Consider the following 22,094-nt stretch of genomic DNA (forward strand, 5'->3'; position numbering starts at 1 on the left):
AAAATGTATAATCATATCAGACCATTAATCCTCGTGCTGCTCCTGACTTCATGCGCTCAGCTCGAACAAATTCCCGACGGAACCAATACGACGGCCGGTTTATTCAAAAATCAAAAAGATGCGGAAGCAGCCGTGAACGGCATGTATTCCGCACTGCAATCTCAAAATTTGTATAACCAGTTTAATGAAACCATCCAGTCTCAGGGAACCGACGACGCCGAGTGGGGTTTCGGCCGGAATACCAATAATACCGACAAGCTGGCGCTGGACAAATTTACCTACACGGCTTCCACCAACCTGGCTTATGCTTACTGGCGCACGCTGTATCAAAATATTAACAGAGCCAATCTGGTCCTGAAATATGTTGCGCCTATGAGTATTCCCGAAGCTAAAAAACAGCAGTATCTGGGCGAGGCGCACTTTATCCGGGGACTGATGTATTTTACTCTGTCGCGATTGTATGGAAGTGTTCCCATTGTCACCGAAGCAACAGAAGATCTGGATGATCTGGAAGTGGCCAGGTCCCCTCTGGAAGCAGTTAACCAGCTAATTGCGGAAGATTTTCTTTACGCAAAGGCAAACCTGCCGTTGACTTATCAGACCATTGACAGGGGAAGGGCTACCAAGGGAGCAGCCATGGCGCTTTTGGCAAAGGTTTATTTAACTGGCAAACAATACCAGAAAACGGTCGATGAGTGCAAGGAAATTACGGCTTTGGGCATTTATGAACTTTGGCCGACTTATGAAGAGGTGTTCAGGATTACAAATAAAAATCAGAAGGAATCGATTTTCGAAATTCAGTTTAGAAGTCTGGGAAGTATTGGCAATAATAATGGCTCGACGTACAACGGCTTTTTCAAGCCACCGGCAACAGTTGTGCCCGTTCCGGCAGGGAAGTTTGCAGGTTACGGCGACAATCCGGTAACTGAAAATCATTATAAAGCCTATCCGGCGGGTGATCTGAGGCGTGAAGTAAATGTGAAATATTATCCGAATGCGCCTAAATCGATCCTGTATCCGTATTATGTCAATAAGTACGTCGATCCTGCTGCATTCAATGTCAATGATGGAGGAAATAACTATTTCATCGCCAGGTATGCCGATATTTTGCTAATGCAGGCCGAAGCACTGCATGAAATCACGGTAGGCAGTAAGGAAGCCTATGAGCTTTTCAACAAAGTAAGAAGGCGTGCATACAGTCTTCCGGTTAGTGTGGTATCGATACATGATTTGAAAGAAGGACTGACTGTCGAGCAGTTCCGCGACACCATTCTTTTGGAACGCAGACTTGAATTTGCATTTGAAGGACATCGCCGTTTCGATCTTTTGCGAATGGGTAAATTAAAACAGGCAATGGCTGTTCAGGATCCATCAATTGTGGTGGCAGACAGGCACCTTTTGCTGCCTATTCCTCAGGATGAATTAATTGTCAATCCATTACTGGACCAGAACCTCGGTTATTAAACCAATAGGGGCGCTATGCTATAATCCTCGTCAGTTAATCAATCTGCATGCAGCCTAAAAAACTGTATGCAGATATTTTGTTTGTTGAGGCAGATGACGAACTTTGACATCCGTCTGAAATTTTGCCGGTTTAAAATTAAGATCTCACAAATCAAGTATGTTTTAATCTATACGCGGCTTTTGAAGAGGTTAAGCGAATCTATCATTTGGCATTTAATATGTTTATTATTTTTAATTACTTAAAAAAACACCTGACGGCTGTTGGGATATCAGTTTTACTTCTGGGCTCGGTTTTGCTGACGGGTTACACCGATAATAAAGACTTTACTCTAAACAGTGCTGATTCCCTACAGTTAAACCCTTTTGTAGAGCCTGACTTCCCGTTTATTTCTACTTCGCTTGATGCGCGCAAACTGGGCAGTTCATTTCCAACTGATAACATGTCGGCCAGAAGTCTTGCCTTGCAGCTTGGTGACAGCGCTTATGTTTGTTTTGATACGGATTTGCTCAGATGGACGGCCGGCTGGACTGGTAAATTTCTGCCGATGGTGCTTATGGCCCAGATTTCTTACAAAGATTTTTTTAATAAAAATAATAAAGTAACAACCGTTCTGGGATCGCCAAAGATTGCTACCGGGCTCTATCCGGGCTGGTCTGAGGGGAAGCCTGTTTTTGAAGATATTCGTCCGGCAGCAGAGCGGCCGGGTGAACCTAAATGGGGAGCGATTGCAGCTGACAAGGGACGCTGGAAAGGTCTTTATACTTATGGTGAAAAGGCTGTTTTGAATTACTCGGTAGGAAGTGCAGATGTTTACGAAATGCCGGGTAGTTTTCGTTTTGACGACCAGACTGCCTTTACAAGAGCGCTTCAAATTGAAGGCGGTGTCTCTGATTTATATCTTACTGCTGCTGAAATTGACCATGCAGCAGGTTCCGACTCAAAGGGAAATGTGGTGTACATTTATCAGGGTGTGAATAACGATACGGTCACAGCAATCGGAATTTTGGCAAAAGGCCAGTTGAAAATGAAACCTGCTGCAATCGATAACCGGTATCTGACAGTGCATGTTTCGGCAACAGCAAAAAGAGCAGAAGGTACGGTGGTTGTTTGGAAAGGTCCAACGAGCAAAAAATCTGCTTTTGAAAAGTTTATGCGTAAAAAACATGCTGCACTTCCTGATTTCAGAAAAGGCGGAGCGCCTCATTGGAAAGAGACTGTCGCAACGGCCGGGAAAATTTCACCTGATACCGCCACGTTTGTTACTGATAAACTTACACTTCCTTTACCAAATCCCTGGAAAAGAAACGTACGTGTTGCCGATATGGCCTTTTACAGTGACGGAAGAGCCGCGGTCGTTACTTTTGAGGGTGATGTTTGGATGCTGGAAGGTATCGATAAGGAGCTTAAAAATATCAAATGGAAACGATTTGCTTCCGGCCTTCATGAGCCTATGAGTATAGAAGTTGTTAAAAACGAAATTTATGTTTTTGGCAGGGAAGGTATTGTCAGGCTGCACGATTTGAATGCAGATGGTGAAGCGGATTTTTATGAAAATTTTTCCAATGTCATGGCCCAGTCTCCTGAATCCAGAGAATGGGCAGGGGACATGGTTTACGGACCTGACGGCTGTTTTTATATTGCAAAAGGCGGAAGCCAAAGTAATGGTCCCGGTGTTACTGCACAGGTAGCAAAGGGTTTCAGAGCCGGGTCGCAACACAACGGCACAATCATGAAAATTTCAGCGGACGGCCGCGATTATGAAATGATCGCAACGGGTTTGAGAGGACCCTATCTGGGAATGCATCCGCAAAAAGGAACAATTACTGCTTCGGATCAGCAGGGGAATTTTGTTCCGTCCACGCCGATTTATCTGATTAACAAGGGCGATTATTATGGAGTACCTGCAACGGCTCACCGCAATGATAATCCGCCGATTGCTCCGCCACTTACCTGGATACCGCATAGTGCCGATCGTTCCAGCATAAGTCAAACCTGGATTACATCAAACAAAATGGGGCCTTTGAACGGCGATCTGATCCATTTTTCATTCGCGCATCCGGGATTGTTTCGTGTATTAATTGATAGCTCGTCGAAAATCACGCAGGGTGGTGTTTCCTTCATAAAAGCAGATTATCCGGCTCCAACTTCAAAAGGCGTGATCAGCCCGGCAGACGGACAGCTTTACATTACCGGTTTTAATCTTTGGGGATCAAGCTCAACGGGAATCAGTTCACTTTTGCGGATGCGTTACACAGGTAAACCAAGTTACATGCCTAATCAGTTTAAGGCAACCGGGCAGGGTGTAATGCTGGGTTTTGACTGCGAGCTGGATGCAGCTAGTGTGAATCCGGCAAGTTTTGCGGTGAAACGCTGGAATTACAAACGGACACAGGAATACGGGTCGGGGCACTTCAAAATGGATGGAACAACAGGACAGGAAACCATGCAGGTAGCAGCAGCTTATCTCTCGTCAGACAAGAAAAAGGTTTTTCTTTTAATTCCGGAGATGAAAGAAGTGATGCAGATGGAAGTCACGTACAAACTGACTGCAAAAGATGGCAAAAAAGTTGATGATGTCTTTTGGTTTACTGTAAACAATACTTCTGAAGCTAAACCTGAAAAAGAGGGCTTTTCCAATGTTGATCTGGCGCTGTTGACAAAGAAAAAAACAGAAGAGGTAGTTAAAACTGATCTTGCATCGGTAGAAGCGGGTAGGGAAGTGTTTCAAAAAATGGCATGCTCAGGATGTCATTCGGAAGGGTTGAAAACCAAGGGGATGTATGGCCCTCCATTTCAGAATCTCTATAAATCGGAAAGACATTTTGAGGACGGAACCACGGCGATTGCAGATGAAAAATATATCCGTGAATCAATTCTGACGCCTTCGGCCAGGGTAGTGAAAGGCTACAACGAAGAAATGCCATCTTTTGTAGGTATCCTCTCCGACACGGATATTGCCTCTGTAACGTTGTTTATTAAATCACTTAAAAAGTGAAATTTGTGCGATCAGTTATGTGTCCGAAACTTTCAGAATAAGAGCGTAACTGATCGAATAAATGCCTCGATTCAGGTTTTGAAAACTGCGTTTAATTCAAAAAAGCCAGTTTAATAACGGAACCTGAATTTTCTCCTGCCTTAACCTCCAGTTTGATTTTTAGAAGAATGCACAAGTCTTTTACAATAATGAGTCCCAATCCCTTGTGATCTGGCAGCTCATAATCGCGCATCCATTCATCGTAGCTTTTATAGTTTTTATTAAGCCACACCACTATTTCGTTGGAAAGGCCTTCTGCTGTATCTTCAATAACGATGCATCTCCCGGTTTCTGTCATCTCAAAGGAAACCGTTACGATTTCCTCGCTCAGCTTAACTGCATTGTCCATTAAATTTTGAACAATGATGGATAAAAGTTTGGCATCACTTCGTACAGTCGCTCTTTGACCTACTTTGTTCACCAGGGTTACATCTCTGAAATTCGCAGTTCCGGTCAATAACTGACATGTTTGTGATACCAAATCAAAAACATTTACCTCCGACAGGCTGATATTGGCAATGTCATTTCTGTTCTGGCTTTTAATGTATTTAAGAAGGTTAGTAGTATGTGTACGTGCGCGGTTGATCGTATCAATGGTTTCCGTGCTCAGTCTGCTAATAAAAGCGTTTTCCGGATTGTTTTCTGTTACAAATTTATGAATCTGTGACACCGAGCCGGCAATGTAATGAAGCGGAGTTTGTATGTCATGATTAATGGCAGCAACAACCTGATTACTAATATGGTAACGCCGGTGAAGACTTTTCGTTTTTTGCTTTTTTAACAGAAAGCTGGTATGGGCCTTTAATATAAGCCAGAAAACGCCAAGCAGCAAAATGGCCGTAGCGATCCGGAAAAGCCAGGTTTCATACCAGGCTGGAACAATATAAAATTTAAAGACATCATAAGAAAAATTATTTGGCCCAAATCCGTTTTGTTTTCGAACCGTCAGCAAATGCTCACCATAAGACCTGTTGGGGATCAGTACGGTAAGATCAGACAGAACCGGCAGCCAAACCGTGTTTTCATCCTTTTTTGCAAGTGAATAGGAGATATGCAGGTTGCTTATATCGCCAAAGTAAGGAGTTGTCAGAGTAAGTTTTAATTGCTCAAAATCTCTGGGGACATTACCAAGATCAGCAAGCGGAATTTCTTTTCCATCAAGTTCTACATTTCCAATAAACAGATTGTTATCGGGCAAATCGGTTTTTATGTTTCCCGGTTTAAACCATACCAAACCGTCAATTGATGGAAAAGAAATCATCTGACCCCCAAGCTGTAAGCCACAAGGCTGGCAGCCTCCATTGAATTCATTGGAGTTAAAACCGTTGCGTTTATTGTAATAAAAATAAAAAACCTCTGATTGCTTTTTATTTGCATAAGCGATCAGGTCACTTTTTAATACCTGAAAAAGTCCTTTATTGGTCGTTATCCAGAAGAAACCTTCTTTGTCTTCAATGACGCAATGTGCTGTTGCCATGAACTGCTTTTTATCCATGGGTAGCTTTGTCAGGTTGCCGTTTCTAAGCAGGTAAAGCCCGTCACCATAGGTTGTTATCCACAAACCCTCTGCTGAATTATACAGGCTTCTGATATTAAAATTCTCAAATCCTTTAACCGGTACAGGCTGAGCATCATTCCTTTTATACTGAAAGAGCCCCTTTTTTGTACCCAGCATCAATCGGTTATCAGGCAATAGCAACATGCAGGAGATCTCTCCAAAGTTTCCATGGGTAATAAGTTTTGGAGTGGCCTTTTTATCAATCGAATTGATAGCATAAAGTGAGTCTTTCTCACCACCAATCCAAAGTATATCGTTATCATCCACATAAAGAGCCTTAATTCTGGTAGAAAACCGATAGGCTGAAATTATTTTTCCGTTGTGAGGATCATAATTATTGAGCTCGGGCGAAATCGCTTTCCAAATGGCACCATCTTTACCTTTTGCCAAAAAAAATTTACTTTCTTCCGGATGTCCCCAAAGCCGCTTTTGGTCGGTTCTTTTTAACAACCCTTGTTGTTCTCCGAATACTTCGCCTTGAGAGGATAAAATCACATGTTCCGCCAACTGGACCTGAGCATAAAACTCATTTCTGTTGTTTATTCTCCGATTACCGGTTGTCGCAAAATCCTTCGGACGAAGGACATATAATCCGAGCGTATTACTTCCTAAAAAAAGATAATTATGACTTTTATCCTGATAAACCGTAGTAATATTGGCAGTATCAAAATCGAAATCTTTCACAAGCAGGGTGGTGGTCAACCCGCTGTGGTTATTTCCTCTAAGCAATGAATAAAATCGCCTGTTGCAGTACATGTAGGCTTTCTGGGCAATGTTATTCCAAAAAAGCTTGTAGCCTGAGCCAGTTAATCTAAAGGATTTATCATTCAAAATATCTCCTGTAATACTGACAACACCCGGTGTTTTTGCTGCTGTGATATGCACCAGTTGCCCATCACTCATTTTCCCGTAAGGATGAGAATCGATCAGAAAAAACTCTTTCAAATTTATTTTAACCGAATATGAAATTTTATTCCCGGTGTAAAACTGAATTTTATCCTTGCACCAGACATAATAGGTATTGTTGCCGGCGGGGAATAGAAACGGCTCGTGTTCAGTGGAAATTTCATTGATGGAAGGCAGACTTCGCATCACAAAAAGGCCTCCCCTGACTTGTCGTCCAAAAGGTGTTTTTAGTTCATGATTCCGCGCATACATTGTATCCAGGCTAACACCACCTGCATTGTTTATATTGATGTACTGAATATTTTCAGTGATAGCCAGAAAATCCGGACTGGAGATATTATAGCGGTCCTGAGACGGAACGAAACCATGGATTCTGTTTCCGGTAAGAGGAGAATTGGTTTTATTAAATGTGAAAAAATTTTGTCCGTCAAACCTAGCCAGGCCGTCTTCCGTAGCAAGCCAAATAAATCCGTTTGGATCCGGCATAATTGCTTTTATACTATTCTGCGGCAGTCCGTTTTCATCAGTATAATGGATTACAGAAAAGTCAGTTATTTCTGTAATTTGTGCTAAAATTTTACCGAAATGGAGAAGGAATAATAGTGTTATTCCTGTTTTAATAAATCTCATTCAGCGACCCTGCTGTGTATACGTGTTATGAACTTATCTGCCCCAAATTAAGTCTATTCTGTCTATTAACCTTCAAGGGTTTAAAATATTAGGAGTTTTTTTGCAATAATTTAAATCTTACCCCTGAAAAATAAGCTCATCTGGCTTAGTTTGAGAACAGAACCAGGTGGCGTCACAAAAAATCAAACCTCCGGAAATATCCAGAGGCTGAATGTTTTCTCAACAATACCAACTCTGTGAATCGATTCTTTATCCGAAAGCAGGCTGCCTCTCTTCAAAACATGTATTATCAGATCCGGTGTGTTTAAGTGACGGCTATTTCTGAATTTTTTTCTTCGGATTGGTGCCGTAAATCATACCCCGTCAGTTCGGAAAGATCCAGTGATTCGGGGCATTCATTTAATATTAATTGCAGTATATCGGGACAAAAGTAACGTCTGCCATTCAGTACCGTATGGATGCATTTCAGCACTTCCGAAAGCTCATTTGTCTTAAGAACATAACCTTTAATTCCTTCGGTTATTCCGGCTACCGCTGTGTTATAATGAATTTTTCCAACCAAAAATATAATACCTGTTTCAGGATGGTTTTTGCGGATAGTTCGTAGTTGATCAAAATTTATTTCCGGGCATTCTTCGGAAATGCCCACAATAATCAGATCCGGTTTTTGTTCATGAAACAGGTTAATGAAAACTTCGAGGGTACATATTTGTACTAACTTCAGGTTTGGAAACGAATCCCTGAGCAGCAAATTAATACCTCTGCGAAGAATTGGATGCTGGTCAATTAGGGTGATGTTCATTTTATTTCTATCGGACTGCAAAAGTAGTATTTCTAAAATCCGGAGTTTTCGAACAAAATTTTATTGCAGTTAAACAGAATTTTGAATTACTTTAACAAAAGTTTATCGCTGTTAGAAGTAGTTCTAATACATTGTAATATCATAGGGACCTGCAGCCTACCTACAATAATGAATGCCGACTGTGTGAAAAAGATTTTAGTTGCAGAAGATCACCCTCTTGTACTGATGGGGATTCAACAAACTATTGAAGAGATTTTACCCGGGTCAACCGTGTCGAAAGCAGATAATTTTCCAAAAGCTTTAAAATTACTTGGAACCGAAAATTTTGACATGATGATTATGGATATTAATATTCCGGGTGGAGATAAGGTTTCCATGATAGAAGCCATTCGTCTTAAACAGCCGGCACTTCCTGTTTTGGTTAATTCCAGTTATGACGAACAGCTGTATGCTTTGCCTTTTTTAAAAGCAGGTGCAAATGGATTTATATCTAAAACAGCTCCAAACAGAGAATTCAAAAATGCAATTGATGCTGTTTTAAAAGGAAAGGTTTATGCCAGTTCTTCGGTGCTTCAGAATGCATTTTCCTTGCTTGCTAACCCGGGCAGTTCCAATGATCACGTTACCTCAAAACTTACTGATAAAGAACTGGAAATTGCCAAACTACTTTCAAAAGGAATGAGTACAAAAGCAATTAGTGAGTCTTTAAACCTGTCATCTTCGTCGATCAGCAATTATAAAACCCGTATTTTTGATAAACTCGGCGTGGGCAATGTCATTGAACTGACAACCTACTTTGAATTGAATTGATACTTTACAGATCAAATTTGATTCCGGACTTTGATTCCAATTGAAAAATATCCGACAGAACCTCATTCGCCCTGTCGGATATTCTTAATTTTAGTCTTCCTCGGGCTCGGTACCTTTTGCAACAATAACACCGTCCTGAAGTTTTACCGGTTTGCCTTCCTTTGCTGATTGATAAATAGCTTCCATCAGAATATGATCCTGTAGGCCTTCTTCACCGGGGGTAAGCGGCATTTTGTTGCTGATAATACAATCTGAAAAATAGTCCATTTCGGTTGCGAACTGGTTCTTTTCTGCCAACCCGATATTTTGCTGTAATTCAAGTTTTCCATCAGCCTTAGCACCGGTCAGTTGCTGTCCTTTGTAAGCATAAGCCTTGTCCATATTCAGCCATCCTCTTTCACAAAGTACCCGGTAGTGGCGGCTTTCATGTACGTTGTAGTGGGTCGAACAGTTTGCCACAACGCCGCTGGGAAAGCGCATTTGCCATGAAACCATTTCTTCTACTTCGGTAAAAAGCGGATTGCCAGGTGTACTGTATTGGTATGCAAATACTTCTGCTGGTTCCTCTCCCAATACGAACCGCGTTGTGTTTAGGCAGTACAGTCCGATATCGGGCAGTGCGCCTCCGCCGGCGAGTTTAATCTTATGTCGCCAGTGGTCCGGGTTGGCGCTGCTCTGGCAGTTGGAAGCTTCTATAAATTTGGGTGCTCCGAACTCTCTCTTTTGCACCATTTCCCTAAGTTTACGGTTATGAGGCTGATACTGAATCCGATATGCTACCATCAGCTTTACCGCAGCTTTTTTACAGGCATCGATCATCCCCCTGCATTCCTCTGAGGTGTTTGCCATCGGTTTTTCACAAAGAATGTGTTTACCTGCTTTTGCACCACGGATCACATACTCTTTGTGCATTCCGTTCGGCAGCACAATGTAAATTACATCTACTTCCTTGTTATTTTTGAGCTGGTCATATGTCTGATAGGAGTAACAGTTCTGTGATTTGATGCCATACTGAGCTGCAACCTTTTTCATTTTTTCCGGCGTTCCGCTAACCAGCGCCACCAGCTTTGATTTTTTACAGCTGAATAAGGCAGGAATAATTTCTTCCAAAGACAAATGTCCAAGCCCAACTACTGCATACCCGATCCTTCGGTCCGGCGGAAGAGGAGTGGGCACCGGGCCGGATTGCTGGTCTACATCCGACTTCCATTGTTCCAGCACAATAGGTTTGTCGTCAATGGGTGCTGGTGATTTTGGCGGCGTCTGAGCGTTCGCATCACCTGTGATCGAATTGCCGAATACGAAACTTCCCACCGATCCGATGGTTACAAATCGGGTTGTTTTGGAAAGAAAGTCTTTACGGGAAATATTAGATTTGAAATTCGCGTCTGTGTTTATAAAAGGCTCATTGGGCCGGGTTATTGGTTCCATTGTTTGTTGATTAAGTTTTTCAAAAAGGCTTTTGAAAACCGTCAACAATAATTGTTCCTGTCCTGATAAACTTCTTTAATCTGCTTACGAACAATTTAAATAAAATTAGAAAACAGACTGGATGAATCTGTTTTCTAATTGGCAAATCAGGCCGGCTGCATTGCATTCAAAGCTTCTGCCGGTGAGCTTAAATAAAGGTCATAAATGTGTTGTGTGTTGCCTACCCGGATCTCATATAGATCGTTTTGAAGCGCTTCTATAAAATCACTGGCAACTGCCGAAGCGGCCATTCCGTTTTTACCGTTGATGGGTGCCGAGAACTCAGTATCTACTAAAGGTGGCATAAGCTCAAAAACTTTTACGTCGCTGGTGCGGGCAAGCGCGATACGAAGAGACTGAGAGTAGGAGTGAAGCGCGGCCTTACTCGCAGAATAAGTCGCCAGACTTCCCGGCACAAACGCAACCACAGAAGATACATTAACAATAGCGGCTTCTGTCCGAGATTTGAGCAAAGGTAGAAGTTTTTCATTCAAGCGAATGACAGCCAGGTAGTTGGTTAGTATTTCATCTTCAGCTTTTTCGAAAGCTCCTGCACTATTTGACACATCGTATAAATATGCCTGGCCGGCGTTGTTGATGACAATGTTAAGATCAGGAAAATCATTTACTAAAGTTTCTACCAATGCTTCAGTGTCCTTGCTGTCGCTAACATCAGAGACGATCCCGGTTGCGTTGTTTAGCTGGCTCAATGCTTTGTCAAGCCTCTCCTTGTTTCTCCCGGTGATGATAATTTTGTTCCCGTTGGCAGAGAATAATTTCGCGATTTCAAGGCCGATGCCTGCACTTCCACCACTGATCAGCACCGTATTATTTGTCGTTTTCATTTTATTTTTTGGTTTTAATTAAATATAACTATTAATGACCGAACGGTCATATTTTTTGCAAAAAAAATCACAGCACCTGTGCCTCAATTTCATTTTTTAGTATTCGTGCTATAACCTTCATTTTATCTTTGTTACCAGACACTTTGGAAATCATAATGCCACCTTCCAGCATAGCGAATGTTTTAACCGCAAATTCCTCGGAATCCCATTCCGTTTCAAATTCACCTGCGGATTTTCCCTCTTCGATCATGGCCGTAATATTTTCCTGCACACTTTCGATCATCCGGTTTACTTTTTTGCGGATAACAGGATTTGTATCATCAGCTTCCATGCCAAAATTGATCATCGGGCATCCACCAAAGATGGGAGAATCCAGCGGATTGCTAAAAAAATCAATGAAGGCAAATAATTTAGCTCTGGCCGTCTGCTGTATGTTCGTCGATAAAGCTGCTTTATCTGCCAGCGTTTTTAAACAATAATCCACCACGCAGGCCGAAAGCTCCTCTTTATTTTCAAAGTGCACGTAAAGGCTTCCCTTAGCCAGTTTGGTCGCTTCCATCACATCGCTCATTGCAGTAGCCGCAATACCCTTCACATTGAAAACCGGCGCCGACTTTTCAATAATAAACTGCTTTGTTTTTTCTGCCTTTTTCATGATGATAACTGGTTAACAATACAAAATTAAATGACCGATCGGTCAATTCCTATAATTTTGTAAATAAAAATTAATAAAAATAATAAAGCGAGACAAAGTGCTGATTGTCAGGTTTGTTTCGCTTTTAGTAACTCCGGGATAATAATTATTCCAGTTCTTCCAGATTAAAATAGACAATATTATCTTCACCTATCCGATCCATTTTAGTGAGAATTTCACTTGGTGTAACCTCGCTAAACTGGATAAAATAATCGTAGTCTTCCACCTCGCTGTAATTGTCCAGCGCTTCAACGTCTTCTCCGTATTCTTCAAGCTCGTCGTAAGTAATTCCCAGCCAGGCTGCTAATTTTTCTCTGAACTGATCCTGCTGGTTGGGTAATGACATGTTGTTTGGTTTAGATAAAATTTTAGTAATGTTTTAAAAAAGACTTCTGGCGAATGATTCTCTCGCTTAGTGATTTCTGTTATACTAAGCGGATCGACTCCGTTTAAGCGTTCAATGAAATGGGTTGCTTTTTTTCAATGGCGACTGCTATACCATCCCACAAACTGATCCTTTGATTGAGCGCCTGAGCAACCGCTGTTGTTGCCTGTTGCCATTTAACCGGGTCGTTGCCGCAAAGGGATTCGGTCATCTGGTAGGCGAGATGCGAATGATGGTCGCCGTCTACTTCAATGTGCCTTTGCAGATAATAATTAAAGATGCTGATACTTTCAGGAGCATGTTCATGCAATTCGCTTACAAACGAGATAAACATTCCCGGAATCAGATCTTCACGGCCGAAAGTAAAGACGGCAGCCTGAACATGGGCCTGCTCATGATCAATTACAGAAAACGTATGTTTTACAAAATCCACAACAGGTTTTTCTGCGCCGCATTGTTCCAAACATTCCGTAAGCGACTTTCCTTCCTGCAAAAATTTCAGCATACTTTGGATTTCCTCGGTGCCCGCACCTGCCTGCCTCATCGCATCTAAATATAGCTCAAAATGGCTGCAACGCCTTCCCTGCTGATCGACATCACTTTCCTCGCCTGTAACGATTTCATTTATTAAGAATCGGGTTTCCGCGTTACCGACCGGCACCCATGGAACCGATACACAGGTAAGTTTCTGCTGAAGGACTTTAAGTAGCGACATGAAATCCCAGACAGCAAATACATGGGATTCCATAAAAATACTAAGATCTTCAAGAGACTTGATTTGGCTGTACAACCGATGGTTTATCAGTGCATTTCGGTAAGTAGCGGTCGACTCTTTTAGGTTTTCGATCTGGTTCATTTAATTTTCAATACGTGTATTCTTTTTGTAAAGAAGTTTTTTTCGGGTTGCAAAGTTATGTCCTTGCTGTTACAATTCTGCTATTTGCTTCGACGCCGCCGGTTGAACTTTTAAGTTTTAACCTTGTCTACTCAAAGGTTCCATCCAGATAAAACCAGCGTCCGTCTTCAAACACAAATGATGACTTTTCATGGTGAACCTGCTTTTTCCCTTTGCGGTCCCTAAAAAGCGCTTTAAACTCGACCGTATCTTCATCGGCATATAAAATTTCCAGCGAAAGCCAGACATTACTTTTCGCCCAGTCGAGGATGTCTTTTCTTGCCAAACTGCCTCTTTTAGAAATATGGGTGGTATTTAAAAGGTAGTCGATGGCACTGGTAACATAAGCGCTGTAACGGGAGCGCATCAGTTTTTCAGCGGAGTCCGCAGGTATATTTCCTTTTATCAGCGGATTACAGCAGGCTGAAAAGGGTTTTGCTGTTCCGCAAAAGCAATTTTTCATAAATAATAAACTTTCAATTTCATTGACAAAGTTACACTGTGCGTGCAAGATTCAACCGGCAAATCATATTGGCGGGGATTAATTCATTTTGAAGACCCTAAATTTTGACGTTCTGCTGATACGGTAAATGACCAGCTTTGTCGTCTTGTTTAAAAACAAGCTTACCATTAATCCTATAACCCAATGAATTACCGCAGTTTTTTTCTTTTCGTTTTATTACTGATAACAGGAAAACCTTCGAAAAGTCAGGATCTGACTTCCTGCAGGGCAATCCTGAAAAACGATACACTAACGATTGAAAATAATTTCATTCGCAGGGATTTTGTCTGGAATAAGGGAAACCTGATGACGGTAAGTCTTACGGATAAAAAAAAGAATAAGATTTGGAAGTGGAAAAATACGGCCCCGGACTGTGCGTTTCCAGGCCATGAAAAAGCGGATGGCGAGGGCGATCTGAAAGTTGAAAAAGTTATTGGAAAGCCCAACCAGTCGGATCACCTGGAAGTCATTGTCACAACGAAACTGGGTTCGCTGGATGTGAAACGTATTTATCAAATTTTTACAAATACTGCCACGATCAGCTGCACTTTTTATCTGAAAGGGACCGCTTCCCAAGCATGGCAAAATGCAGAAACTGTATCGACTACAAACGCTAAAAATATTGAATCGGTTAAAGAGTTGACGCGCCCGGCTGCTTCTGTTCCGAGGATGGATAAGTTGTCGTTTCAGGGTAATCATTTTAAATTAAAATCTGTATTGTTTTCTGATATTACCGATCGGAATAATACGCTTGTCAATGAAACGGAGCTGAATCTGTACAGACAGGCGGGTTATTTAAAAGGTAACTTGCTTGTGATCAAAGAACTGCCAACTGCCAGTAATTTTTTTATATTAAAAGAATCGCCGGGATCTGTTGTACAGCTGGCTAATCCCGGATTTGATTTTCTTGCTAAAAATGAAGACATACAAACTGTTGGTCTGGGCGTTTTGCCGGCGAATCTGTCACAGACAGACTGGCTCAGGTGTTACGGGTTTACCATCGGACTGGGCGGAACGAGTGAGCTCGAAACGCTTCAGGCACTTCGTTCTTATCAGGATGTCAAGCGTCCGCGTCGCACCAACCGTGATGATATGATCCTGATGAATACATGGGGTGACAGAAATCAGGATAAAAAAATCAGTGAGAAATTTACAGTTGAAGAAATTAAGAAAGCAGCGGACCTTGGCATGACCTATTTCCAGCTGGATGATGGCTGGCAGACCGGTAAATCCGGAAATTCAGCCTTTAAGGGCGGATCATTTGTGGGTATGCACCGCAACCCTGATTATTGGAAACCCGACGTAACCCGCTTTCCAAACGGGCTCAAACCGATTGTTGATATTGCAAAAAAAAGTGGGATCGAACTGTCACTTTGGTTTAATCCAAGCACAGACAGCAGTTTTAAAAACTGGGACAAAGATGCCCGGGCGCTGATTGGTCTGTATAAACAATATGGCATACGTACTTTTAAGATTGATGGTGTTCTTATTGAGGACAAACTGGCGGAAGTCAATTTCAGGTCAATGCTCGATTCGGTTTTAAGAGATACCGGTTATGAGGTAGTCTTCAACATGGATGCTACCGCCGGCAGAAGAAATGGCTATCATTATTTTAACGAGTACGGAAACATTTTTCTGGAAAATCGCTATACCGACTGGACTAATTATTATCCCTACTGGACACTCAGGAACTTCTGGAATCTTTCGCGTTACATGCCTGCTCAAAATCTTCAGATTGAATTTTTAAATAAATGGCGCAACACCGATAAGTATCCCGGGGGCGATCCTTACGCTCCGGCTGTTTATAAGTTTGATTATTTGTTTGCCATAACTATGATGGCCCAGCCTCTGGCATGGTTTGAGGCGACAAGCCTGCCTGAAGAAGCTTTTAGTACAGCCAAATTGATTAAGTCATACGGTAAATTGCAATCGCAAATCCATTCCGGACAGATTTTCCCGATTGGGGATGAGCCAAATGGCAGTGAGTGGACAGGTTTTCAATCGATTATATCTGCGACAAAAGGTTATTTATTGGTTTTCAGAGAAGATAATGCTAAAAAAAGCAAGGCCGTCACTACCTGGTTTAGGCAGGGAGAGAAGGTGCAGTTCAAACCGGTGCTTGGTTCAGGAAAAGCTTTTGCTGCTTCAGTAAGTGAGAATGGGAGTATAAGTTTTACTTTGACAGAGAAAAACAGTTTTGCACTCTACGAATATCAGGTTTCAAAATCCAACTGAACTAAAAGCTGGTTACAAATTTGCTAACCAGTCAGCAGGTTAGCATTTGCACCAGAATCAGGGGTATTCAGTGCAAAAAATACTTTTAAACCATTCCCTCAATCCTTCATGAACATGCTGACAGATGAGAATGGATCACCTTTAAGTTCGAGTGATAAATTAAAGAATTATCAGAATCCTGGTTATAATTAATAATTAGGGTGAAGTGATTAAATTACCTGCATAAATTAGAAGTACTTACGGGGCTGGGGAGAAATCCCGGCCCTTAAAATTTCATGATTATGATTAAACAAATTAAACTACTGGTTGTCTGTGTATTGCTGTTTACTAAGGTTGCAGCCCAGTCGCCTAACATCATATTTGTCCTGGCCGATGATCTGGGTTATGCGGATATTGGTGTTTATGGTCAAAAATTAATTAAAACGCCTAACCTTGATCAGCTGGCTAAGGAGGGCGTTATTTTTACCGATTTTCATGCAGGTGCTCCCGTATGTTCTCCTTCCAGAAGTGTGTTGATTACGGGACTTAATTCCGGGCACACCACCATTCGCGGAAACATGACGAAACAAGGTGGTAAGCCGGGCAAAAAAGGAGATCAAACCATTTACCGGGCAAACCTGAGTGAGAAAGATTTCACGATCGGAAACCTGTTGCAGCAGTCGGATTACACAACGGCTATGGCCGGAAAGTGGCACCTGGATGGGTATGATACTTTGGCGGCTCCCAACCACAGAGGATTTGATCATTTTTCCGGCTGGCTGATCAGTTATCCTAAAACCTACGCTAACGGCTACTGGCCGGCAGAGCGTTACGTAAATGGAAACACTAAATCCATTGATAAAAACCGCAACGGAAATAAAGGAGCTTACATGGATCAGATTGCAACTGACGAGGCGATCGATTTTTTATCAGGACAGAAAAATGCAAAAAAGCCATTTTTCCTGATGGTTAATTACAACAATCCGCACTCGCCGCTGGACGCTCCGGATGAGTTGTTATATGCGGATAAAGATTGGACGAAAGATGCGAAAACCTATGCAGCCATGGTTTCGAACCTGGATCAGTCGGTTGGTAAACTGAAAAAGTATCTGGTTGATAACGGTCTTTCAAAAAACACGATTGTGTTCTTTTGTTCTGATAACGGACCAAGATCAGAGCCTACAAAACAGCTGACTGCAGTTGCCGATTTTTTTGATTCCAATGGAGATCTGAGAGGTTACAAACGGGATTTATATGAAGGCGGAATCCGCGTTCCTCTGATTGTGTGGGCACCAGGTTTGGTGCCGGCGGGGAAAGTAAACGACACGCCTGGTTATTTCGCCGACATTATGCCCACTTTTGCCGATATTGCCAAATCCAAGACAAATTTTACATCTGACGGAACCAGTCTGTATCCTTTGCTCAAAGGTCAAAAAACTGGGGCGCAAAGATTTTTGTACTGGGAATTTTTTGAAAACGGCTTTGAGCAGGCAGTACGTTTTGGCAATTGGAAAGCTATCAAAAAGGATGGTAAAATTGAACTTTATGATTTAAAAACGGACCTTGGCGAGATGCGTGACGTATCCGTGAGCAATAAGGACATCGTTAAAAAAATTGAGACATATTTAACTACCGCACGAACTGAATCTGCATTCTGGCCGGTGGATTAATTAACTTGTGAAAATATAAAGTTCACAACGCCCTTCTCCAACTCAGGAGAGGGGCGTTGTCGTAGCAAAGTTTCTGTCAGTTTGAAGTTTAACATTAAATAACATTACCGTAATATATTTTGAGCGTTATTGGTATGAAATTTATAGTAGGTAAAATACATAAATCAATCACGACCAGCTCAATGGCCTTAGTTAATATTGAAGATCCGACATTAACACTTCCGACTCCTCAGCACGTTGAGGAAACAATCAATTTGATATACCAAAAGCTCGAACGTCCTGAAATGAATCATCCGGCCAACGCCGCAATTCGGGAAGGTTATGAAGAGGCTGCCGACATCCTGTTCGAAAATTACAGAACCTACGCAGGTGTATCCAGCACCACCATTCAGGGAAGATCCATTGCCGTCATGGCCGTTGACTATTTGAATGGAAACGTTAGTCAGAAAGTATTGGTTGGCGTGCCGCCGGTTAGTGTTGCAAGCTTATAACGAGAAAACGGAAATTGGTTTTTTTAAAATCGATCTGATAGAGAACAACTGCCCGAACACGTTGGTGTTTTCAGCATAACGTATTTCTTGAAATACAGTACCCAAAAGCTTTTAAGAAGCATCCGGAATACCAGCCCTAAAGTAGATGAGTGTCAAAAATGGGAACCCAACCCTGGGCAAAACCTAATTTGAAATTGCCATTATTCGGTTTTGATTCTACAAAAGTGTCCTTCCTGCCTTGAAGTCTTCCCAGTTATAGTTTAAAATCCTGTTTTGTAAAATAAATTCCTGATGATGGTATACGTTAATGATAATCCGTGGAGATAATTTTTAAGTACACAGGCTGTTATATTTGACTGGAAAAGCAGATTGAATAAATACAAATATGGAAATAGAAATACACCAAATCAATGATTCCAGAATTGCTGAAGTCATTTCGGGCAACATCATTCTTGCCAGTGTAGAAGATGGCGTTGATTTAATCGGGAATTTGTATTATCAGGATTTCGATAAAATTATTATTTATGAAAAAAATATTACGCCTGATTTTTTTGATTTATAAACGGGTATCGCTGGTGAAATACTTCAAAAATTTTCAAATTACAGGATGAGTCTGGCCGTTGTCGGTGAATTTAGTGCTTATCAAAGTAAAAGTATAAAGGACTTTATTTTTGAAAGCAATAAGCACGGGCAGATCAATTTTGTTGCCACAAAATCAGAAGCGATCGGCAGGTTGTCAAATAAAATGTGAAGGAGTAAATGAATCGGTTAAATTTCAAATTTCTATTTTATGCTTAAATTAAACGTTGCAGTTGGCCTTGCCTGCCTGTCATTTTTCTTTTCAGAAATGAATCAGAAAACAGGCTTAAAAGAGCCGGTTTCAATAACAGTCAGTCAATCAGAAGAAACAAAGTCTGCCTTTACACCGGGTGAAGTTTGGAAAGACGTAAATGGTGAAGTGATCAATGCGCATGGCGGCGGGGTGCTCTATCAAAAAGGAACTTACTATTGGTACGGCGAAATTCGCGGAGAGCGTGAGTCAAAAGGAGTTAATGTTTATTCTTCCAAAGACCTCTACAACTGGAAACCGGAAGGGATTGCGTTGGCAACCGTATCGGATACTGCAAGTGACATCGTAAGAGGAAGTATCATTGAACGTCCAAAAGTAATTTTTAATAAAAAGACAGGAAAGTATGTCATGTGGTTTCACCTCGAACTGAAAGGTCAGGGCTACAACGCGGCCCGTGCTGCCGTTGCTGTGAGCGACAAACCAACAGGGCCGTTTATTTATCAGAAAAGTTTCAGGCCAAATGGACACATGTCCCGCGATATGGGCTTATTTGTAGATGACGACGGCTCGGCTTATCACATCTATTCTGCAAAAGATAATTATGATCTGCGCATCTCGAAACTGGAAAAGGACTATTTGAATCCCTCCACACAAGATACACTTTTGTTCAGCAAACACCGGGAGGCTCCTGCCTTATTTAAAAAGGATGGGAATTATTATCTGATCACAAGCGGATGCACCGGCTGGGCTCCGAATAAGGCTACGCTGCATGTTTCAAAATCACTTTTTGGTCCCTGGCAACTTGTTGGTGATCCTATGTCCGGTCCGGATGCTGCGCTCACTTTTGGCGGACAATCGACGTTTGTCCTGCCCGTTCAAGGTAAAAAGAATGCATTTATTTTCATGGCAGATAAATGGAACCCGAAGGATCTGAAAGACAGCCGTTATCTGTGGCTGCCGATTCAGTTTAAAAACGGTACGCCTGGCGTAGAGTGGAAAAACAGCTGGGATCTTTCTCAGTTATAGTTAATTGATATTGACGTTCAACCCGTCGGGTTTATTTTTATCATCTATGATCTTAAAATCCCCCGGTTTTGCCGGGGGGTATTCATTTTGAAGCCCCTGGGCTTGAAGTCAACTTGTGAAGATGAGATTGCAATTGTATGGTTTACTTTTGCAGGTCAATCAACTTCCATTCTCCCTCGGGTTCTTTTTTCAGCTGAACATTTACCGAAACGTTTTGATCGTTTCCCAGGACCTTAATACCAAGCTGGGCCTGGCCATGCCCGTTTATGATGTTGATAGATCCGGTTGGTATAAAACCATAACCTTTAATCCCGCCGGTCTCGGTTCGAATTTCTTCATTTTTCTCAATTTCCCGAATCGCTGCTTTGTAGGCATCCGAACTTTTCATGACGTTTGCCGTAAATAAAAGTGTAAATGCAAAAAAGGAAATTATCAATACCAGTAACGCCAGAATCCGGGGTTGTTTGGTGGGTTTATCCGGATTTTGAACGACGATGGTTTTTGCAACTTTATCGCCAAGTCGCTTTTTATCATCATTTGTTGCCAAAATCAGAACTTCGACCGGCCAGATTACCAAAAGTAGATTTCGAAGAAAAAGTCTTCCCGCAGAAGGGGTTTGCTGCTTGTTTTCAGCATCACGGACCATAATGCCCATAATCCATTTTCCCGGGCTGATTCCACTAAAACTGTCTTTTCCAAAATAAAGCAGAAATCCTGGCAGCGTAACGGCTAAAAGGATTAGCGGAAATTTTTCCATTCCTGCTCTATTCATCAAGTCCTGGCCCAGTGCCAGAAAAGTGGCAGAAACCATGATTGAAGTTATTACAAAATGGTCGATCAGAAAAGCCGCAACTCTTCTTTTCCTGCTTGCCAAAATTGTGTTCATTTTCGGGAGGGTTAAGTTTTCTTCTCGTATAAATTACAGAATAATTCGTATCCGTAAGTAATCTTATTATCAGTAGTAAGAAAATGTTTCTTCAGGTTTACTCAGATAAGTGTAACATCCTAAAATTTAGCAGCGCGCCCGCATTGGTGGTATGGATGTTTTAATACAAGTAATTCAGTTTGAAATCGATGATGTTATTTCTGAAATAGTAAAACGGCTTCCTCTGGTTAACAAATACTAAATCGGGTTAATGAAATATGTGGATCATTTGGGCAATTATGGCTGCTATTTCTGCGGCGTTGGTTACAGTCTTAACAAAAGCAGGTTTAAAAAAAGTTGATTCAAGCCTGGCTTTTGCGATCCAATCCGTTCTGATTTTTTGTATTACCTGGGGTGTTGTGACCTGGCAGGGTACATTTGGCGGAATTAAGGAAATTGAAGCCAAAGCATGGATATTACTACTTCTTGCAGGCCTGGCAACCACGCTTTCCACTTTATTTTCATTTAAAGCATTATCGATAGGACAGGCCTCTTATGTAACAACAATTGAGCGGTCGTCCGTTGTTGTTGCTATTTTATTGTCTGTTTTATTTCTCAAAGAAAAAATTACCTGGCAGCTTGTTGTGGGAGCAGTTTTGATCATCAGCGGCGCGGTTTTAATTGCTCTGTCCGACACAGGTAAATAACGGTTTTTAAAAGTATTTAACAGATCAAAATGAAAGAAAAAACACCTTTACAACGATATCAGTCCATGGTGGACTGGAATTTGTACCGCCTCAAACAAAATAAAGCCTCACTGGAAAAACTGAACAAACTGCTGCCCGGATTTGATTACACCGAGGAGGCAGACGAAACTTATAAGGCGGATTATGACGATCTGCTTTCTCTGAAAATTATCTATGAAACAGGCATCAGAAATTTTGAAAGTAAAGTAGATTATTACAGAGCTTTAATCCTCGAAACCGAGTCCGCGAAATAAACAGGCAGGTAAATAATATAGTGCTTGTGTTAGTTTTTGAGT

At 41.7% G+C, this 22,094-nt stretch carries 18 protein-coding genes and 1 pseudogene; 10 read left to right on the forward strand and 9 right to left on the reverse strand.

The genetic code is table 11. The features are described 5' to 3' along the window. Window positions 1-3 precede the first annotated feature (3 nt). Together E0F88_RS27890 and E0F88_RS27895 are read left to right on the forward strand one after the other, a co-directional pair. Window positions 4-1,464, forward strand: a complete 1,461-nt coding sequence (locus E0F88_RS27890) for a RagB/SusD family nutrient uptake outer membrane protein (RefSeq protein WP_131961629.1) — start codon at window positions 4-6, stop codon at window positions 1,462-1,464. A gap of 218 nt (window positions 1,465-1,682) precedes the next feature. Continuing rightward, window positions 1,683-4,460, forward strand: coding sequence for a DUF6797 domain-containing protein (locus E0F88_RS27895; protein WP_131961630.1), 2,778 nt, complete (start codon window positions 1,683-1,685; stop codon window positions 4,458-4,460). 91 nt (window positions 4,461-4,551) lie between these two features. On the opposite strand, the gene E0F88_RS27900 is transcribed toward E0F88_RS27895, so the two are convergent. Then, window positions 4,552-7,593 (reverse strand): ligand-binding sensor domain-containing protein, encoded by a 3,042-nt coding sequence (locus E0F88_RS27900; RefSeq protein ID WP_131961631.1) that lies wholly within the window; start codon window positions 7,591-7,593, stop codon window positions 4,552-4,554. 304 nt (window positions 7,594-7,897) lie between these two features. Further along, a complete protein-coding gene (locus tag E0F88_RS27905) occupies window positions 7,898-8,395 on the reverse strand; it encodes a response regulator (protein ID WP_131961632.1) in 498 nt (165 codons plus the stop codon). A gap of 183 nt (window positions 8,396-8,578) precedes the next feature. On the opposite strand from E0F88_RS27905, the gene E0F88_RS27910 reads away from it, so the two are divergent. After that, window positions 8,579-9,205 carry a response regulator transcription factor gene (locus tag E0F88_RS27910; RefSeq protein WP_165940173.1) on the forward strand — a complete coding sequence of 209 codons (627 nt, stop codon included), beginning with the start codon at window positions 8,579-8,581 and terminating at the stop codon, window positions 9,203-9,205. A 90-nt stretch (window positions 9,206-9,295) separates the two neighbouring features. Here E0F88_RS27910 and E0F88_RS27915 read toward each other — a convergent pair whose 3' ends face one another. The 6 genes from E0F88_RS27915 to E0F88_RS27940 all read right to left on the reverse strand — a co-directional run bounded on the left by E0F88_RS27915 (window position 9,296) and on the right by E0F88_RS27940 (window position 13,957). Next, window positions 9,296-10,636, reverse strand: a complete 1,341-nt coding sequence (locus E0F88_RS27915; protein WP_131961634.1) for a Gfo/Idh/MocA family protein — start codon at window positions 10,634-10,636, stop codon at window positions 9,296-9,298. 146 nt (window positions 10,637-10,782) lie between these two features. Then, window positions 10,783-11,520: an SDR family oxidoreductase gene (locus E0F88_RS27920; RefSeq protein ID WP_131961635.1), complete on the reverse strand. Its 738-nt coding sequence runs from the start codon at window positions 11,518-11,520 to the stop codon at window positions 10,783-10,785. A 67-nt stretch (window positions 11,521-11,587) separates the two neighbouring features. After that, a complete protein-coding gene (locus E0F88_RS27925) occupies window positions 11,588-12,175 on the reverse strand; it encodes a TetR/AcrR family transcriptional regulator (RefSeq protein WP_131961636.1) in 588 nt (195 codons plus the stop codon). A 145-nt stretch (window positions 12,176-12,320) separates the two neighbouring features. Further along, window positions 12,321-12,560, reverse strand: a complete 240-nt coding sequence (locus tag E0F88_RS27930) for a hypothetical protein (RefSeq protein WP_131961637.1) — start codon at window positions 12,558-12,560, stop codon at window positions 12,321-12,323. Between the two features lie 103 nt (window positions 12,561-12,663). Beyond that, complete coding sequence (locus E0F88_RS27935; protein ID WP_131961638.1) at window positions 12,664-13,455, reverse strand: DUF3050 domain-containing protein; 792 nt, start codon at window positions 13,453-13,455, stop codon at window positions 12,664-12,666. Window positions 13,456-13,582: 127 nt separating this feature from the next. Beyond that, window positions 13,583-13,957: a YchJ family protein gene (locus E0F88_RS27940; RefSeq protein ID WP_131961639.1), complete on the reverse strand. Its 375-nt coding sequence runs from the start codon at window positions 13,955-13,957 to the stop codon at window positions 13,583-13,585. A gap of 183 nt (window positions 13,958-14,140) precedes the next feature. On the opposite strand from E0F88_RS27940, the gene E0F88_RS27945 reads away from it, so the two are divergent. The 5 genes and pseudogenes from E0F88_RS27945 (at window position 14,141) to E0F88_RS27965 (ending at window position 20,187) form a co-directional block, all read left to right on the forward strand. Then, on the forward strand, window positions 14,141-16,231 hold the full coding sequence (locus E0F88_RS27945) for an alpha-galactosidase (protein ID WP_131961640.1): 2,091 nt from the start codon (window positions 14,141-14,143) through the stop codon (window positions 16,229-16,231). 281 nt (window positions 16,232-16,512) lie between these two features. Further along, window positions 16,513-17,880: an arylsulfatase gene (locus E0F88_RS27950; RefSeq protein WP_131961641.1), complete on the forward strand. Its 1,368-nt coding sequence runs from the start codon at window positions 16,513-16,515 to the stop codon at window positions 17,878-17,880. Between the two features lie 182 nt (window positions 17,881-18,062). After that, on the forward strand, window positions 18,063-18,371 hold the full coding sequence (locus tag E0F88_RS27955; protein ID WP_131961642.1) for a hypothetical protein: 309 nt from the start codon (window positions 18,063-18,065) through the stop codon (window positions 18,369-18,371). Between the two features lie 385 nt (window positions 18,372-18,756). Beyond that, a pseudogene (locus tag E0F88_RS27960) lies at window positions 18,757-19,122 on the forward strand (DUF4180 domain-containing protein). Between the two features lie 39 nt (window positions 19,123-19,161). After that, a complete protein-coding gene (locus E0F88_RS27965) occupies window positions 19,162-20,187 on the forward strand; it encodes a glycoside hydrolase family 43 protein (RefSeq protein WP_131961643.1) in 1,026 nt (341 codons plus the stop codon). 142 nt (window positions 20,188-20,329) lie between these two features. Here the strand turns inward: E0F88_RS27965 and E0F88_RS27970 are convergent, their stop codons facing one another. Continuing rightward, window positions 20,330-21,073 (reverse strand): RDD family protein, encoded by a 744-nt coding sequence (locus E0F88_RS27970; protein WP_131961644.1) that lies wholly within the window; start codon window positions 21,071-21,073, stop codon window positions 20,330-20,332. A gap of 257 nt (window positions 21,074-21,330) precedes the next feature. On the opposite strand from E0F88_RS27970, the gene E0F88_RS27975 reads away from it, so the two are divergent. Beyond that, entirely contained in the window at window positions 21,331-21,759 is a 429-nt protein-coding gene (locus tag E0F88_RS27975) for an EamA family transporter (protein WP_131961645.1), read from the forward strand. 29 nt (window positions 21,760-21,788) lie between these two features. After that, a complete protein-coding gene (locus tag E0F88_RS27980) occupies window positions 21,789-22,052 on the forward strand; it encodes a hypothetical protein (protein WP_131961646.1) in 264 nt (87 codons plus the stop codon). Window positions 22,053-22,094: the final 42 nt, after the last annotated feature.

It is taken from the genome of Dyadobacter psychrotolerans (assembly GCF_004349265.1).
Lineage (GTDB): Bacteria > Bacteroidota > Bacteroidia > Cytophagales > Spirosomataceae > Dyadobacter > Dyadobacter psychrotolerans.

Coding starts and splice junctions, on each gene's coding strand:
- E0F88_RS27935 (WP_131961638.1), bottom strand. CDS start 13,455: ATGAACCAGATCGAAAACCTAAAAGAGTCGACCGCTACTTACCGAAAT.
- E0F88_RS27955 (WP_131961642.1), top strand. CDS start 18,063: ATGGCCTTAGTTAATATTGAAGATCCGACATTAACACTTCCGACTCCT.
- E0F88_RS27980 (WP_131961646.1), top strand. CDS start 21,789: ATGAAAGAAAAAACACCTTTACAACGATATCAGTCCATGGTGGACTGG.
- E0F88_RS27920 (WP_131961635.1), bottom strand. CDS start 11,520: ATGAAAACGACAAATAATACGGTGCTGATCAGTGGTGGAAGTGCAGGC.
- E0F88_RS27925 (WP_131961636.1), bottom strand. CDS start 12,175: ATGAAAAAGGCAGAAAAAACAAAGCAGTTTATTATTGAAAAGTCGGCG.
- E0F88_RS27905 (WP_131961632.1), bottom strand. CDS start 8,395: ATGAACATCACCCTAATTGACCAGCATCCAATTCTTCGCAGAGGTATT.
- E0F88_RS27895 (WP_131961630.1), top strand. CDS start 1,683: ATGTTTATTATTTTTAATTACTTAAAAAAACACCTGACGGCTGTTGGG.
- E0F88_RS27975 (WP_131961645.1), top strand. CDS start 21,331: ATGTGGATCATTTGGGCAATTATGGCTGCTATTTCTGCGGCGTTGGTT.
- E0F88_RS27965 (WP_131961643.1), top strand. CDS start 19,162: ATGCTTAAATTAAACGTTGCAGTTGGCCTTGCCTGCCTGTCATTTTTC.
- E0F88_RS27930 (WP_131961637.1), bottom strand. CDS start 12,560: ATGTCATTACCCAACCAGCAGGATCAGTTCAGAGAAAAATTAGCAGCC.
- E0F88_RS27950 (WP_131961641.1), top strand. CDS start 16,513: ATGATTAAACAAATTAAACTACTGGTTGTCTGTGTATTGCTGTTTACT.
- E0F88_RS27940 (WP_131961639.1), bottom strand. CDS start 13,957: ATGAAAAATTGCTTTTGCGGAACAGCAAAACCCTTTTCAGCCTGCTGT.
- E0F88_RS27970 (WP_131961644.1), bottom strand. CDS start 21,073: ATGAACACAATTTTGGCAAGCAGGAAAAGAAGAGTTGCGGCTTTTCTG.
- E0F88_RS27915 (WP_131961634.1), bottom strand. CDS start 10,636: ATGGAACCAATAACCCGGCCCAATGAGCCTTTTATAAACACAGACGCG.
- E0F88_RS27945 (WP_131961640.1), top strand. CDS start 14,141: ATGAATTACCGCAGTTTTTTTCTTTTCGTTTTATTACTGATAACAGGA.
- E0F88_RS27890 (WP_131961629.1), top strand. CDS start 4: ATGTATAATCATATCAGACCATTAATCCTCGTGCTGCTCCTGACTTCA.
- E0F88_RS27900 (WP_131961631.1), bottom strand. CDS start 7,593: ATGAGATTTATTAAAACAGGAATAACACTATTATTCCTTCTCCATTTC.